Raw genomic sequence first — 15696 nt, 5'->3', positions numbered from 1 at the left:
GAAAATGTTAAGAAGGGAACACAAGCGAGTGTTCCCTCTTTTTGAAAACCCTTTGTTTCAACTTTTCTATATATAGCGTCAAGAAATAGCTTGGAGGTTAATATGAGTACGCCAAAATATCATCGTATCGTGCTGAAATTAAGTGGAGAGGCGCTTGCTGGAGCTCAAGGCTTTGGAATTAATCCTTCCGTCATACAGTCAATTGCCAGACAAGTAAAGGAAATTGCTGAAATGGGTGTAGAAGTCGCAGTAGTTGTTGGCGGCGGAAACATTTGGAGAGGCAAAATCGGCAGCGAGATGGGGATGGATCGGGCAACAGCAGACTATATGGGAATGCTGGCGACTGTTATGAATTCTTTAGCTTTACAAGATAGTTTGGAAGGACTCGGCATTCCTACCCGAGTGCAAACTTCAATTGAAATGCGACAAGTCGCAGAACCGTACATAAGAAGAAAAGCCATTCGCCATTTGGAGAAGAAAAGAGTAGTCATTTTCGCAGCAGGAACAGGAAATCCTTATTTCTCAACAGACACAACGGCTGCGTTAAGAGCCGCTGAAATCGAAGCAGATGTCATTTTAATGGCGAAAAATAATGTAGATGGTGTATATAGCGCAGATCCAAAAAAGGACGCCTCAGCGGTAAAATATGATGAGTTATCTTATTTAGATTTATTAAAAGACGGGTTGGCTGTCATGGATTCAACAGCTTCTTCATTATGCATGGACAATAATATTCCTTTAATTGTTTTCTCGATTATGGAAGAAGGCAACATTAAACGTGCTGTTTTAGGAGAAAATATTGGAACAATTGTAAGGGGGAAATAAACATGTCTAAACAAGTTCTTTCACAAGCGAAAGAAAAAATGGAAAAAGCTTTATCAGCTTTCAAACGTGAATTAGCAGGTGTTCGTGCAGGCCGGGCAAACGCGTCTTTGCTTGATAAAATTCAGGTCGACTATTACGGAGTTCCAACTCCTGTAAATCAATTGGCATCGATTTCCACGCCAGAAGCACGTTTGCTTGTTGTTCAGCCTTATGACAAATCGACAATCGGTGAGGTTGAAAAAGCAATTTTAAAATCTGATCTTGGATTAACGCCGACATCGGACGGATCCGTCATCCGCATTGCCATTCCTCCATTGACGGAAGAGCGAAGAAAAGAACTGACAAAAGTAGTTCGCAAATATTCAGAGGATGCAAAAGTCGCTGTGCGAAACATTCGCAGAGACGCAAATGATGAATTAAAAAAATTAGAAAAAGCGGGCGACATTACAGAAGATGAACTGCGCGGTTTTCAAGATGATGTACAAAAACTGACGGACGAATACATTAAAAAAATTGATTCCGCAACAAAAGAAAAAGAAAAAGAAATCATGGAAGTTTAAACAAAATGAATGTACAATAGAAATGTGCTAAAAACCCTCTTTTCTCACAGGGGGTTTTTTTGTTCAAGAGGATTTGCTACATTTTTTAATGTCATATTATTCTCGGTGGAGGATTCTTATGTTTAATTTTCCTTATAAAAAAAAGAGCAGCAAAGGTTCCAAAAACTTGGTGGCGAAAGAAAACATTTTAGTAAATGAAATACCGGAACATGTGGCCATCATCATGGACGGAAACGGAAGATGGGCGAAAAAAAGATCGCTGCCTAGGATGGCCGGCCATCGGGAAGGAATGAAAGTAGTTAAAAAAATTACGAAATTAGCGAGCGATATCGGCATCAAAGTTTTGACCTTATATGCGTTTTCAACAGAAAATTGGAAAAGGCCAAAAGATGAGGTTAATTATTTAATGCGCCTTCCGGTCGAATTTTTATCGACTTTTTTGCCGGAATTAATACAGGAAAACGTGCAAGTTCGGGTTATCGGCGATCAATCTATGCTCCCCGATTATACGGTAAATGCTGTGAAGAAAGCTGTGAATGAAACGAAGCAAAACACCGGGCTGATTTTAAATTTTGCGTTGAACTATGGCAGCAGAACAGAAATTGTTGAAGCAGTAAAAAACATATTAAGAGACCGCGAAGATGGAAAACTACATATAGATGACATAGATGAACAATTGTTTTCCAACTATTTAATGACGAAAAAGCTCAAAGATCCTGACCTGTTAATTCGGACAAGCGGAGAAATTCGGCTAAGCAACTTTATGCTCTGGCAGCTGGCTTATACTGAATTTTGGTTTACGGATGTGCTCTGGCCGGATTTTAATGAACACCATTTTTTGGAGGCAATCCGCGAATATCAGCAGAGAATCCGCAGATTCGGCGGCGTATAGAAGGAGCTAAAAAAATGAAAACACGAATCATTACAGCAATTTGTGCTTTAGCCTTATTTGTACCAATTGTCATTATTGGCGGACTTCCGCTGACAATTGCTATTTATGTGCTTGCATCAGTTGGATTGTTTGAATTATTTAGAATGAAACGATTTCATTTATTTTCATTTCCAGTTTTGTTCAGCTTTATCCTTTTATGGATTTTAATTTTCCCAAACCGTTATATTGATTTGCTTCATCAAATACATATAAGTAAAACTGGCTTTCTTTTTTTTGGCGCGATCCTGTTATTGATCTATACAGTGTTTTCAAAAAACCAATTTTCTTTTGATGACGTTGGATTTGCGCTCATTGCGATCATATATGTGGGAGTCGGATTTTATTTTTTTATTGAAATGAGAGTGTTAGGTCTAGACAAGCTTTTGTTTGCTCTGCTAACGATTTGGGCGACTGATTCAGGCGCTTACTTTATCGGCCGAGCCTTCGGAAAGAAAAAACTATCAGCTGAAATCAGCCCTAATAAAACAGTCGAAGGATTTTTCGGAGGGATTTTCTCGGCAATTTTGGTTGGATTAATTTTCCACTATTTTGCAAATTTTTTACCGACATATGTTCAAACCGTTTTTGTGTCCGTCATTGTTTCTATTGTTGGACAAATGGGGGATTTAGTACAGTCCGCTTTTAAACGCCATTACGGCACAAAGGATTCCGGAACGATTTTTCCAGGCCACGGGGGAGTTCTTGACCGTTTTGACAGCTTGATTTTTATTATGCCGATTTTATATTTCTTCATCCAATTGATCAGTAGACAAGGGGTGACAATGTGAAAAAAATTATTTTGCTGGGTGCGACAGGATCTATTGGGCAGCAAACTCTCGATGTGATTCGAGCAAATCCGGATTCATTCAGGCTAGTTGCGATGTCATTTGGAGAAAATATCGAACTTGGATTGAAGGCTGTTCATGAATTTAAACCAGAGCTTGTTGCTGTCAAAAATCGTGAAATTTATGATCAAATTCGTTTGAACATCCCTTCTAACTGTCAGCTTACATACGGACATGACGGGCTGTGTGAAACGGCTGCTTATCATAAAGGCGAGATAGTAGTGAATGCGGTCATTGGGAGCGTTGGGCTTATTCCAACACTAAAAGCGATCGAAGCGAAAAAAACGGTCGCTTTAGCGAATAAGGAAACACTTGTTACAGCTGGACAAATTGTGACCGACTATGCTCGAAAACACAATGTGCAAATTCTTCCTGTGGACAGTGAACATTCCGCGATTTTCCAATGCTTGAACGGGGAAAAAAAGGAAAGCGTCGAACGGCTTATTTTAACGGCTTCAGGAGGAAGCTTTCGGGATAAATCGCGAAATGAATTAAAGCATGTTACAGTTAAGGAAGCGTTAAACCATCCGAACTGGTCAATGGGCGCAAAAATAACGATCGATTCTGCGACGATGATGAACAAAGGGCTTGAAGTCATTGAAGCACATTGGCTGTTTTCTGTTTCATACGACCAAATTGATGTGCTGCTGCATAAAGAAAGCGTCATTCACTCGATGGTCGAATTTCATGATGGCAGCATCATAGCGCAGCTTGGAACTCCTGATATGAAAATACCGATTCAATATGCGCTTACATATCCAAATAGAATTCCTTCTTATGAAAGCGAAAGATTGGATTTAACAAAATATGGACAGCTTCATTTTGAAAAAATTGATTTTGATCGATACCGTTGCTTAAAATTTGCTTTTGATTCGGGTAAAATAGGAGGTACAATGCCTGCTGTTTTAAACGCAGCGAACGAAGTGGCAGTCAATGCTTTTTTGGAAGATAAAATTCCGTTTTTAAAGATAGAAGAACTTGTGGAAAGGGCATTAGAAGAACATGCTCCGCTTTTCAATCCGACCTTGGAGGATATACAAGAAGCGGATGGAAGGACAAGACAGTTTGTTCAATCTTTAATTAATTAGACCCCCATGCCGCAAAAGCGGCACCAGCAGATGATGAAAATAGTTCGTCCATGTATACTTAATCTTAGGCTGGCCAGCGAGGTCGTCTTACCTTGGTGCCATGAGCCCGTTAATTAGACAGACCCCGACGACCTGGTGCACCACAGACTGTTGCTCCCTGGGGAAGCACGCGGGATAGAATGACGTGTATGGTCGTTGCACCGCCAGCCTGTGTTTATTACATGTTAGGCATGGGGGAACGAACATGGACATTATCCATACTCATGTTTGTGGATTAGACGTTCATAAGAAGAACGTCGTCGCTTGTATTATTACTCCGGATCATCAAGAGATCCGCACGTTTTCTACCATGACTGAAGACTTGCTTATGCTTGTAGACTGGATCAAGGCGCATGGCGTCACTCACGTGGCCATGGAAAGTACAGGTTCCTACTGGAAGCCAATTTATAACCTGTTGGAGATGGAAGACATCAAGATTTTAGTGGTCAATGCCAAACATATCAAAAATGTGCCTGGTCGCAAAACAGATGTAAAGGATGCCGAGTGGATCGCTGGACTCTTACGCCATGGATTGCTACAAGGTAGTTACATCCCTGACCGCCAGCAACGGGAGTTGAGGGAACTCATCCGTTATCGTCGCAGCCTGATTGAAGAGCGGGCTCGCGAAATCAACCGCATCCAGAAGGTACTGGAAGGGGCTAACATCAAACTCTCCTCGGTGGCGACCAATGTGCTGGGCAAATCGGGTCGAGCCATGATCGAGGCTTTAATTAATGGTGAAACTGACCCCGATGTGCTATCCGAACTGGCTCAGCGCCGTCTCAAACGGAAGAAAGAGGAGTTGAAAAAGGCCCTGAAGGGCCTCATCGGCCCTCATCAACGCCTGATGCTTAAAACCCAGCTTGAGCATATTGATCACTTAGATGCCTTGATTGAAGAACTGGATGCTGAAATCAAGGAGCGGATGCGCCCTTTTGAAGATGACCTGGAGCGGTTAGATACGATCCCCGGCGTTGGTCGGCGCACAGCGGAGCATATTTTGGCTGAGATTGGCCCTGACATGACACAGTTTCCTTCGGCAGCTCACTTGTGTTCATGGGCAGGAGTCGCCCCAGGGAATAACGAAAGTGCCGGAAAACGAAAGTCAGGGAAAACCCGCAAGGGAAACCAGAAGCTTCGTAGCACCCTGGTGGAAGCCGCCCGTGCCGCTGCTAGGTCCAAACACACCTATCTATCCAGCCAGTACCACCGTATTGCTGCACGCCGGGGGGCCAATCGTGCAGCGGTTGCGGTCGCTCATAGCATCCTGACTATTGTCTACCATCTCCTCAAAAAGAAGCAGACTTACATCGAACTTGGTCCACATTACTACGAAGAACGCAAGCGCCATCAAGTCGCCAGACAAGCGATTCGGAAGTTGGAAACACTAGGGTTTAAGGTCATGGTAGAGCCGTCAAATCAAACAGCGTAGTTAACCGAAACAGTAACCATCAGGTGCATAAACATGACTTATTCCAGCAAATACCAATCTGCTGGTGTTAACACCCCCTGGATTTTTTGTGCTTTTTTCATGGACTTAAATTTTCGGGATAGAGGTGGTAAAATAAGTGAACACGGTGATCGCATTTGTCGTTATTTTTGGCGTATTGGTGTTTTTCCACGAATTAGGGCACTTAGTTATGGCGAAAAGGGCAGGCATTTTATGCCGTGAATTTGCAATCGGCTTCGGGCCGAAAATTTTGTCGTTTAAACGAAAAGAAACGGTCTATACGATCAGGCTTTTGCCTATCGGCGGCTTCGTGCGCATGGCGGGGGAAGACCCGGAGATGATTGAGGTCAAACCTGGCTATCAGGTTGGACTATTGTTTAATCAGAAAGGACAAGTTGAAAAAATTATTTTAAACAGAAAAGAAAAGTATCCTAATGCAAAAGTGATTGAAGTTGAACAAGCAGATTTGGAACATGGAATGTTTATCACAGGCTATGAAGATGGAGAAGACAGCGGTCTAAAAAGGTTTGAAGTAAGCGAAACATCCTTTTATGTAGTTGACGGTGAAGAAATTCAAATTGCACCTTATAACAGGCAATTTGCTTCAAAAACGCTCGTTCAAAGAACGCTCGCCATTGCTGCCGGACCTTTTATGAATTTTCTATTAGGGTTTTTAGTTTTGTTTTACCTCGGTCTAAGCCAAGGAGTGCCCGTGAATGAACCGGTTTTAGGAGAAATCGTCCCTGACAGCGCGGCTGAACAAGCAGGATTACGGGAAGGCGATGTTGTAAAAGAAATAGAAGGAACGCCGATGAATTCGTGGAAAGATGTCGTTGAAATGATCAGAGCAAATCCGGAGAATGAGCTTCTTTTTTCAATTGAACGTTCCGGAGAAGAATTGGAAATGACGGTAACGCCGGATTCTGTGAAATCCGAAAACAAAACGATCGGCCAAATAGGAGTTTATTCCCCGGTTGAAAAAACATTTTTCGGTTCTTTGAAATATGGCTTAGTTGAGACCTATACATGGTCGAAAGAAATAATATTTGCGGTTGGGAAGCTGATAACCGGACAATTTTCAATTGATATGCTCTCTGGACCTGTCGGCATATATGATATGACAGGAAAAGTTGCAGAAACAGGCTTGACAAGCCTATTAAGCTGGACGGCTCTCTTAAGCATTAACCTTGGCATTATGAACTTGCTTCCAATTCCAGCTCTAGATGGAGGACGCTTATTGTTTTTTGCCATTGAAGCGGTCCGGGGAAAACCGATTGATCGACAAAAAGAAGGGATCGTCCACTTTATCGGATTTGCACTTCTAATGCTGTTAATGCTCGTTGTGACATGGAATGACATCCAAAAGTTTTTCCTTTAAAAAATAATATAGAAATCAAATTCGAGGTGCTTTAAATGAAACAGAGTCAGTCATTTATACCCACAATGAGAGAAAATCCAGCAGATGCGGAAGTTAAAAGCCACCAGCTGCTGTTGCGTGCCGGATACATTCGGCAGACAGCTAGCGGTGTTTATTCGTATCTGCCTCTTGCTCATAGAGTGTTAACCAAAATTGAAAATATTATCAGAGAGGAAATGAACCGGATCGGAGCGGTGGAGTTGCTAATGCCGGCTTTGCAGCAAGCAGAACTTTGGCAGGAGTCTGGCCGCTGGTATTCATACGGATCAGAATTAATGAGATTGAAAGACCGTCATGAACGTGATTTTGCTTTAGGTCCGACTCATGAAGAAGTTATAACAAGTTTGGTAAAAGATGAGATCAAATCTTATAAGCGTCTGCCGCTCACCCTTTATCAAATTCAAACGAAGTTCCGAGATGAAAAGCGTCCGCGGTTCGGACTTTTGCGGGGACGAGAGTTCATTATGAAAGATGCTTACTCTTTTCATGCTACACAGGAAAGCTTAGATGAAGTGTACGAACAGGTTCGAGAAGCATACAGCCGCATCTTTACTCGATGTGGGTTGAACTTTCGCGCAGTCATCGCTGATTCGGGAGCAATGGGCGGTAAAGATACTCATGAATTTATGGTGCTTTCGGAAATCGGAGAAGATACGATCGCATATTCTGATTCGTCCGATTATGCAGCAAATATTGAAATGGCTCCGGTAGTTGCATCTTATGAAAAGGTTGACGAACCGCTCATGGAGCTTGAAAAAAAAGAAACGCCAAACAAAAAATCCATTGAAGAAGTGGCGCAGTTTTTCCAAGTTCCGAAGGAAAAATTAATAAAATCCGTTTTATTTAAAGTAGATGAAAAGTTCGTTCTTGTTCTTGTCCGCGGTGATCATGAGGTCAATGACGTGAAACTGAAAAACCTTTATCAGGCATCAGTTGTTGAACTTGCTTCAGCTGAAGAAACAGAGCAGGTAATGGGAGTTTCACCCGGATTTTTAGGACCGATCGGCGCATCCGACAAAGTGGAAATTGTCGCAGATTATGCAGTTCAAGCAGTCGTAAATGGAATATGCGGGGCAAATGAAAACGATTTGCACTATATCGGAGTAAACCCTGATCGGGATTTTACCGTTACCAAGTATGAAGATATAAGATTTATTCAGGAAGGGGACCCTTCGCCGGACGGAAAGGGACGGATCAAGTTCGCGAAAGGCATTGAAGTCGGCCACGTCTTTAAGCTTGGCACAAGATACAGTGAAGCGATGAAGGCAGAATTTTTAGATGAAAAGGGAAAAACAAACCCTATCATCATGGGATGCTATGGTATCGGTGTTTCACGCTTACTGTCTGCGGTGGTCGAGCAATTTCATGATGAAAATGGAATTATTTGGCCTAATAAATTAGCTCCGTTTGAAGTCCACCTTATTCCGGTTAATATGAAAAACGAAGAACAAGTCAAGGTTGCAGAGCAAATTTATCACGATTTGCAGGCGAAAGGATACGAAGTCCTTTATGATGATCGTGCTGAACGGCCGGGTGTGAAATTTGCTGACAGTGATTTAATTGGCATTCCTGTCAGAATAACGGTCGGAAAAAGAGCTGGTGAAGGGATTGTAGAAGTGAAAGAAAGAAAAAGCGGAAATAGTATAGAAGTTTCTGTTGATCAGCTAAAAGAGCAGCTTGCCAAACTTCTCCGCTAATGAAGCTGGATGCCGCAGATGAAGCTGGCATAGGTAAAGAGTAGGGGGTCTTGCCTTTATGATAATTTGTCAAACGGGTCAAGCCCCCTATTAACTTTTTGGGAAAGAGGGGAAACCAATGGATGATAAAGACTTGCAGCAGCAAAAAGAACGGTTTCAGATTTTGCTGAAACAGCTTGAAATGACGGATGATCAAATCTACCCTTATTTCCAAAACGGAGCGATCTTAAAATTAACAGTTCATAAAAAATCTAAATTATGGGATTTCTCTTTTCGGCTTGAAAACATTCTTCCATTTCGTATCCTGCAATTGTTTGATAGAAGATTGAACAAAACATTTTCTCATTTAGCCAATGTTACGTTTCACATTACAACTGTGAAACAAGAATATGATGAACAGCTCGTTCAAGACTACTGGGAGTTTTGCCTCCAAGAAATGGAGGGGGTTTCTCCGCCGATATTATCCCTGTTAAAAGAACAAATGCCGAAGCTGGAAAAGCAAAAATTAATGATTCGCACGAGAAATGAGACGGAAAATGAAACGATCAAGAAAAAATACGGCCCTATCATCCAGCAGGCGTACGAGAAGTACGGCTTTCCAAAGCTGACTATCGACACGGTGATCGATGCATCTAACGAAGAATGGGAAAAATTTTTGGAGCAGAAGCAAAAAGAAGACGAAGAGCGGATTTTACAAGCAATGATGGAAATGAAGCAAAATGGAAAGGAAAATCAAACTCTGGAGCCTAAAAAGCAGGAAGGTCCTCTTATTATCGGATACAAAATAAAAGATGACGAAGAAATTCGCACTCTTGATAACATTTTTGATGAAGAGCGGAGAGTCGTCGTTCAAGGATATGTTTTTGAGGCGGAAACAAAGGAATTAAAAAGCGGAAGAACGTTATGCACGTTTAAAATTACCGATTATACCAATTCCATTTTAGTCAAAATGTTCGGCCGCGATAAAGAAGATAATGCATTGCTTGCATCGATCAAAAAAGGAATGTGGCTGAAAGTTCGCGGAAGTATTCAAAACGATACATTTGTTCGTGATCTTGTCATGATTGCCAATGACATTAATGAAATCAACCCGAAAAAACGGCTCGATACCGCACCTGAAGGAGAGAAAAGGGTGGAATTGCACCTTCATTCGCAGATGAGCCAAATGGATGCCGTCACATCGATCACAGATCTTGTTGAACAAGCTAAAATGTGGGGCCATGAAGCGATTGCATTGACAGATCACGCAGTTGTCCAATCTTTTCCAGAGGCATATGCTGCAAGCAAAAAGTTTGGCGTTAAAATGATTTACGGTCTTGAAGCCAATATTGTTGATGACGGTGTACCGATTGCTTATAACGAATCGCACAGACTTTTAAGCGAAGATACCTTTGTTGTGTTTGACGTTGAAACAACAGGGCTTTCGGCTGTATACGACACGATCATTGAACTTGCAGCGGTGAAAATAAAAAACGGGGAAATTATCGACCGATTTGAATCGTTTGCCAACCCTCACCATCCGCTTTCAGCAACAACGATAGAACTGACGGGAATTACCGATGATATGGTTCAAAATGCTCCCGACGTCGATGAAGTATTGTACAAATTTAAAGAATGGGCTGCCGACAGCATTTTAGTTGCCCACAATGCAAGCTTTGACATGGGCTTTATTAATGCAGGCTACAAAAAATATTTGCAGGTTAAAAAGGCGGACAACCCTGTCATTGATACTCTTGAACTTGCAAGATATTTATATCCTAATTTAAAAAACCACCGCCTGAATACATTGTGCAAAAAGTTTGATATAGAGCTTGTACAGCATCATAGAGCCATTTATGATGCGGAAGCAACCGGCTATTTGCTTGTAAAATTGCTGCAAGAGGTAAATGAACGAGGAATTCTTTATCATGATGAGCTGAATGAGCGGACTGGGGATTCAAAAGCGTATGAGCGGGCAAGACCGTTTCACGCGACGCTTCTTGTGCAAAATGAAACAGGGCTGAAAAATTTATTTAAGCTTGTATCTCTTTCCCATGTTCAATATTTTTATCGCGTTCCGCGCATTCCCCGTTCTGTATTGTTAAAGCATAGGGAAGGCATTTTAATTGGTTCAGGCTGCGACAAGGGAGAAATTTTCGAAGCAATGATGCAAAAAGGTCCAGAAGAAGTTGAAGAGATGGCTTCATTTTATGATTTTCTCGAAGTGCATCCGCCGGAAGTATATTCCCCTCTAATTGAGACGGAGCAGGTTCGAAATGAACAAGCGATCAAAGAAATCATTGCAAACATAGTCAAACTAGGGGAAAAGCTGTCGATTCCGGTTGTGGCAACAGGCAATGTCCATTATTTAAACAAGGAAGATAAAATTTACCGGAAAATCTTAATTTCTTCGCAAGGGGGAGCGAATCCTTTAAACCGCCATACATTGCCTGATGTGCATTTCCGTACAACAAATGAAATGCTGGATGCTTTTCGTTTTTTAGGCGATGAAAAAGCGAAAGAAATTGTTGTGACAAACAGCCAGTACATCGCCTCTCTCATAGGTGATGTAAAACCGATTAAAGATGATCTGTATACACCGAAAATAGACGGTGCCGAAGAAGAAATTCGGGAAATGAGCTACAATCGTGCCAAAGAAATATACGGAGACCCATTGCCGGAAATCGTTCAAGCAAGGCTTGAAAAAGAGTTGAAAAGCATTATCGGCCACGGATTTGCCGTCATTTATTTGATATCTCACAAACTAGTAAAAAAATCTTTGGATGACGGGTACTTGGTCGGTTCAAGGGGATCAGTCGGCTCATCCTTTGTTGCCACGATGACGGAAATTACTGAGGTGAACCCTCTTCCGCCTCATTACGTTTGTCCAAAATGCAAGCATTCCGAATTTTTCAATGACGGCTCTGTAGGATCCGGATACGATCTTCCTGATAAAAATTGTCCTCAATGCGGAGCACCATATAAAAAGGACGGGCATGACATACCGTTTGAAACGTTTCTAGGATTTAAAGGAGACAAGGTGCCTGATATTGATTTGAATTTTTCAGGTGAATATCAGCCGAGAGCACACAATTATACGAAAGTGCTGTTTGGTGAAGATAAAGTGTACCGTGCAGGAACAATTGGCACCGTTGCCGAAAAGACAGCTTTCGGATTTGTCCGCGGCTACATGAACGATCATAATCTGCATTTCCGCAGTGCAGAAGTCGATCGGCTTGTGAAAGGATGTACGGGGGTCAAGCGGACGACAGGACAGCATCCCGGAGGAATCATCGTTGTTCCCGATTATATGGATATATATGATTTTACTCCAATTCAATATCCGGCAGATGATACAAGCGCTGATTGGAAAACGACACATTTTGATTTCCACTCCATTCACGATAACTTATTAAAGCTTGATATACTAGGGCACGATGATCCGACGGTCATCAGAATGCTTCAAGATTTAAGCGGAATCGATCCGAAGACCATTCCAACAGATGATCCGGAAGTAATGAAAATCTTTTCCTCAACCGAATCACTTGGCGTGACAGAGGAGCAGATTGGCTGTAAAACGGGCACTCTAGGGATCCCAGAGTTCGGCACGCGATTTGTCCGCCAAATGTTGGAGGAAACAAGACCGACGACATTTTCAGAGCTTGTCCAAATATCAGGATTGTCCCATGGGACAGATGTTTGGCTAGGAAACGCACAAGAACTGATTCAAAGCGGCACATGTACATTAAGTGAGGTCATTGGCTGCCGCGACGATATTATGGTTTATTTAATCTATCAAGGATTGGAGCCGTCGTTAGCCTTTAAAATTATGGAGTCGGTTCGGAAAGGAAAAGGCTTGATTCCCGAATGGGAAGAAGAGATGAAAAAGAACGGCGTTCCAGACTGGTATATTGAATCTTGTAAAAAAATCAAATATATGTTTCCAAAAGCTCACGCGACAGCTTATGTATTAATGGCTGTGCGGATTGCATATTTTAAAGTGCATTTTCCTCTGCTATTCTATGCAACTTATTTTACAGTCAGAGCGGACGATTTTGACATCGAAACGATGATCAAAGGAAGCACCGCAATCAGAGCGAAAATTGAAGAGATCAGTGCAAAAGGGCTCGATGCTTCTCCAAAAGAGAAGAGCTTGCTGACCGTATTGGAGATGGCACTTGAAATGACGGAGCGTGGATTTTCATTCCAAAAAGTAGATTTATACCGCTCTCAAGCCAAAGAATTCATTATTGACGGCGACAGCCTGATACCACCGTTTAATTCGATACCAGGGCTTGGTACGAACGCGGCCATCAATATTGTCAAAGCGAGAGAAGAAGGAGAATTTTTATCCAAAGAGGATCTGCAGGAGCGGACAAAAATTTCAAAAACGATTATGGAATATCTTGAAAATCATGGCTGTTTGGCATCGCTGCCTGAGCAAAATCAGCTCTCCCTTTTCTGATTTGCGATTCAATTTGCAAACCTGATTAGGTTATGTTATATTCATTTATGGAAATGCTAAAAAAAGCCTAACGAAAGAGTGGGGAAAAAACCCACTCTTTCCTATTGGAACTAGTTTTTTATGACGATTAAATAGATGTCCCTTTCTGAAACGCTGAAATTAAGGAGGAAAATATGAGCCAATCTATAACAGATCTCGTCAAAGAACTAGCATCGCCAATTCTTGAAAATTTGCAGCTGGAACTAGTAGATATTGAATATGTAAAAGAGGGAAAAAATTGGTATTTACGGCTTTTTATTGATTCTGAAGATGGTGTCGATATTGAAGAGTGCGGTATGGTAAGCGAACGTCTGAGCGAAAAGCTGGATGAAATCGATCCGATTCCTCACAACTATTTCTTGGAGGTATCTTCTCCAGGCGCTGAACGCCCTTTAAAAACAAAGGCCGATTTTGAAAAGGCTGTCGGGAAAAATGTCGCACTCAAAACTTACGAGCCGATCAACGGGGAAAAACATTTTGAAGGGGTTTTAACGGATTTTGACGGCGAGATTGCCACACTCGAAATAAGAGTGAAAACAAAAACTAAACAAGTGGAAATTCCTTGGGGAAAAATTGCAAAAGCTAGACTTGCCGTTTCATTTAATATTTAAGTGATGAGGAGGAACATCATTTTATGAACAGCCAACTTTTAGATGCCTTGACAGTATTAGAAAAAGAAAAAGGCATTAGTAAAGATGTCATTATAGATGCGATTGAAGCTGCCCTCATTTCTGCATACAAACGCAACTTTAACCAAGCGCAAAACGTGCGTGTCGATATTAATCGCGAAACAGGTACGATGCAGGTGTTTGCGAGAAAAGAAGTGGTGGAAGAAGTAACGGATCCCCGTTTGGAAATTTCCATCCATGATGCGATGAACATCAATCCCCAATATGAAATCGGCGATGTCGTTGAAATTGAAGTGACACCGAAAGAATTTGGACGAATAGCTGCACAAACTGCGAAACAAGTCGTTACGCAGCGAGTTCGTGAAGCCGAAAGAGGAGTCATTTATTCGGAATTTATTGATCGTGAAGAAGATATCATGACCGGAATCGTCCAAAGAACTGATCCCAAATATATATACGTAAGTCTAGGGAAAATAGAGGCTCTCCTCCCACAATCGGAACAGATGCCGAATGAAAAATACGAACCTCATGACCGAATTAAAGTATTCATTACAAAAGTAGAAAAAACAACGAAAGGACCACAAATTTTTGTTTCCAGAACACACCCGGGGCTGTTGAAGCGTTTATTCGAATTGGAAGTTCCGGAAATATATGACGGGACAGTGGAAATTAAATCAGTCGCCCGGGAGGCAGGTGACAGATCAAAGATTTCGGTTCATTCCGACAATCCGGAAGTTGACCCGGTCGGATCATGCGTTGGACCAAAAGGCCAGCGTGTTCAAGCAATTGTAAACGAGTTGAATGGCGAAAAAATTGATATCGTTCGCTGGTCTAAAAATCCTGTTGAATTTGTTGCAAATGCTTTAAGTCCTTCAAAAGTTTTGGACGTTATTGTCGATGAAGAGGAAAAAGCTACAACCGTCATCGTTCCTGATTATCAATTATCCCTTGCGATTGGCAAAAGAGGGCAAAACGCGCGCCTCGCTGCCAAATTAACTGGATGGAAAATTGATATTAAAAGCGAATCGGAAGCGAGAGAGCTGAACATCTATCCTCGCGAAGAGCATGATAGTTTATTCCAATTGGACAATACGGATGATGAACACGGAGAAGAACAAGACGAATAGAGGTGGTTACCAGTGGCAAAGCAAAAGAAAATTCCGATGAGAAAATGTGTGGCGACTGGCGAAATGAGACCCAAAAAGGAGCTTGTTCGAATCGTTCGTTCGAAAGAAGGAGAAGTTTCGGTTGATTTAACAGGAAAGAAAAATGGACGCGGTGCTTATATCACTCTTGATAAAGACTGTATTTTAAAGGCGAAAAAGAAAAATGTGCTATCCGTCCATTTAGATGCGCCTGTTCCGGAATCTATATATGATGAATTAATTCAGCTAGCTGAGAAGGAGAAACCTTCATTGCCATGAATGGACAATGGAAATCTTTATTAGGCCTCGCCTATCGGGCAAGAAAAGTGATTTCAGGAGAAGAACTTGTTTTGAAAGAGGTTCGAAATAAGCGTGCAAAACTCGTTTTATTGGCAGACGATGCTTCTTCTAACACGAAGAAAAAAATTACGGATAAATGTTCGTTTTATAAAGTTCCGCTCGTGATTGCCCCGAACCGATACGAACTTGGGCAATCGATCGGTAAGGAAGAAAGAGTAGTTGTTGCCGTGACGGAAGAAGGTTTTGCCAAGAAGTTGAAGCTTCTACTTGAATAACTACTTTGGGGG

13 protein-coding genes are annotated in these 15696 nt (G+C 41.8%); all 13 read left to right on the top strand.

Translation table 11 applies throughout. From position 1 onward, the window contains the following. Positions 1 to 102 precede the first annotated feature (102 nt). On the top strand, positions 103 to 825 hold the full coding sequence (gene pyrH / locus NSR00_RS05305; protein ID WP_063386692.1) for a UMP kinase: 723 nt from the start codon (positions 103 to 105) through the stop codon (positions 823 to 825). 2 nt (positions 826 to 827) lie between these two features. Continuing rightward, positions 828 to 1385: a ribosome recycling factor gene (gene frr / locus NSR00_RS05300; protein ID WP_063386693.1), complete on the top strand. Its 558-nt coding sequence runs from the start codon at positions 828 to 830 to the stop codon at positions 1383 to 1385. Positions 1386 to 1503: 118 nt separating this feature from the next. Beyond that, positions 1504 to 2277 (top strand): isoprenyl transferase, encoded by a 774-nt coding sequence (locus NSR00_RS05295; RefSeq protein ID WP_340787469.1) that lies wholly within the window; start codon positions 1504 to 1506, stop codon positions 2275 to 2277. 14 nt (positions 2278 to 2291) lie between these two features. Beyond that, positions 2292 to 3104: a phosphatidate cytidylyltransferase gene (locus NSR00_RS05290; RefSeq protein ID WP_063386695.1), complete on the top strand. Its 813-nt coding sequence runs from the start codon at positions 2292 to 2294 to the stop codon at positions 3102 to 3104. Continuing rightward, entirely contained in the window at positions 3101 to 4249 is a 1149-nt protein-coding gene (dxr, locus tag NSR00_RS05285; RefSeq protein ID WP_063386696.1) for a 1-deoxy-D-xylulose-5-phosphate reductoisomerase, read from the top strand. The genes NSR00_RS05290 and dxr overlap by 4 nt, the downstream gene beginning before the upstream one ends. 244 nt (positions 4250 to 4493) lie before the next feature. Then, entirely contained in the window at positions 4494 to 5720 is a 1227-nt protein-coding gene (locus NSR00_RS05280) for an IS110 family transposase (RefSeq protein ID WP_044897903.1), read from the top strand. Positions 5721 to 5856: 136 nt separating this feature from the next. Further along, a complete protein-coding gene (gene rseP, locus NSR00_RS05275; RefSeq protein ID WP_063386697.1) occupies positions 5857 to 7116 on the top strand; it encodes an RIP metalloprotease RseP in 1260 nt (419 codons plus the stop codon). Positions 7117 to 7151: 35 nt separating this feature from the next. Continuing rightward, positions 7152 to 8852: a proline--tRNA ligase gene (locus NSR00_RS05270; protein WP_066246473.1), complete on the top strand. Its 1701-nt coding sequence runs from the start codon at positions 7152 to 7154 to the stop codon at positions 8850 to 8852. Positions 8853 to 8970: 118 nt separating this feature from the next. Next, positions 8971 to 13296, top strand: coding sequence for a PolC-type DNA polymerase III (locus tag NSR00_RS05265; protein ID WP_340787465.1), 4326 nt, complete (start codon positions 8971 to 8973; stop codon positions 13294 to 13296). Between the two features lie 173 nt (positions 13297 to 13469). Further along, positions 13470 to 13946, top strand: a complete 477-nt coding sequence (rimP, locus tag NSR00_RS05260; RefSeq protein WP_063386700.1) for a ribosome maturation factor RimP — start codon at positions 13470 to 13472, stop codon at positions 13944 to 13946. Positions 13947 to 13969: 23 nt separating this feature from the next. Continuing rightward, positions 13970 to 15091: a transcription termination factor NusA gene (nusA, locus tag NSR00_RS05255; RefSeq protein ID WP_094246027.1), complete on the top strand. Its 1122-nt coding sequence runs from the start codon at positions 13970 to 13972 to the stop codon at positions 15089 to 15091. Between the two features lie 12 nt (positions 15092 to 15103). Then, positions 15104 to 15388 (top strand): RNase P modulator RnpM, encoded by a 285-nt coding sequence (rnpM, locus tag NSR00_RS05250; RefSeq protein WP_063386702.1) that lies wholly within the window; start codon positions 15104 to 15106, stop codon positions 15386 to 15388. Continuing rightward, on the top strand, positions 15385 to 15684 hold the full coding sequence (locus NSR00_RS05245; RefSeq protein WP_063386703.1) for a YlxQ family RNA-binding protein: 300 nt from the start codon (positions 15385 to 15387) through the stop codon (positions 15682 to 15684). The genes rnpM and NSR00_RS05245 overlap by 4 nt, the downstream gene beginning before the upstream one ends. Positions 15685 to 15696: the final 12 nt, after the last annotated feature.

This window comes from Aeribacillus sp. FSL K6-8394, from assembly GCF_038008865.1.
GTDB lineage: Bacteria > Bacillota > Bacilli > Bacillales > Aeribacillaceae > Aeribacillus > Aeribacillus composti.
Note: the sequence above shows the minus strand (reverse complement) of the source record. Positions and strands in the feature narration are given on the sequence as shown.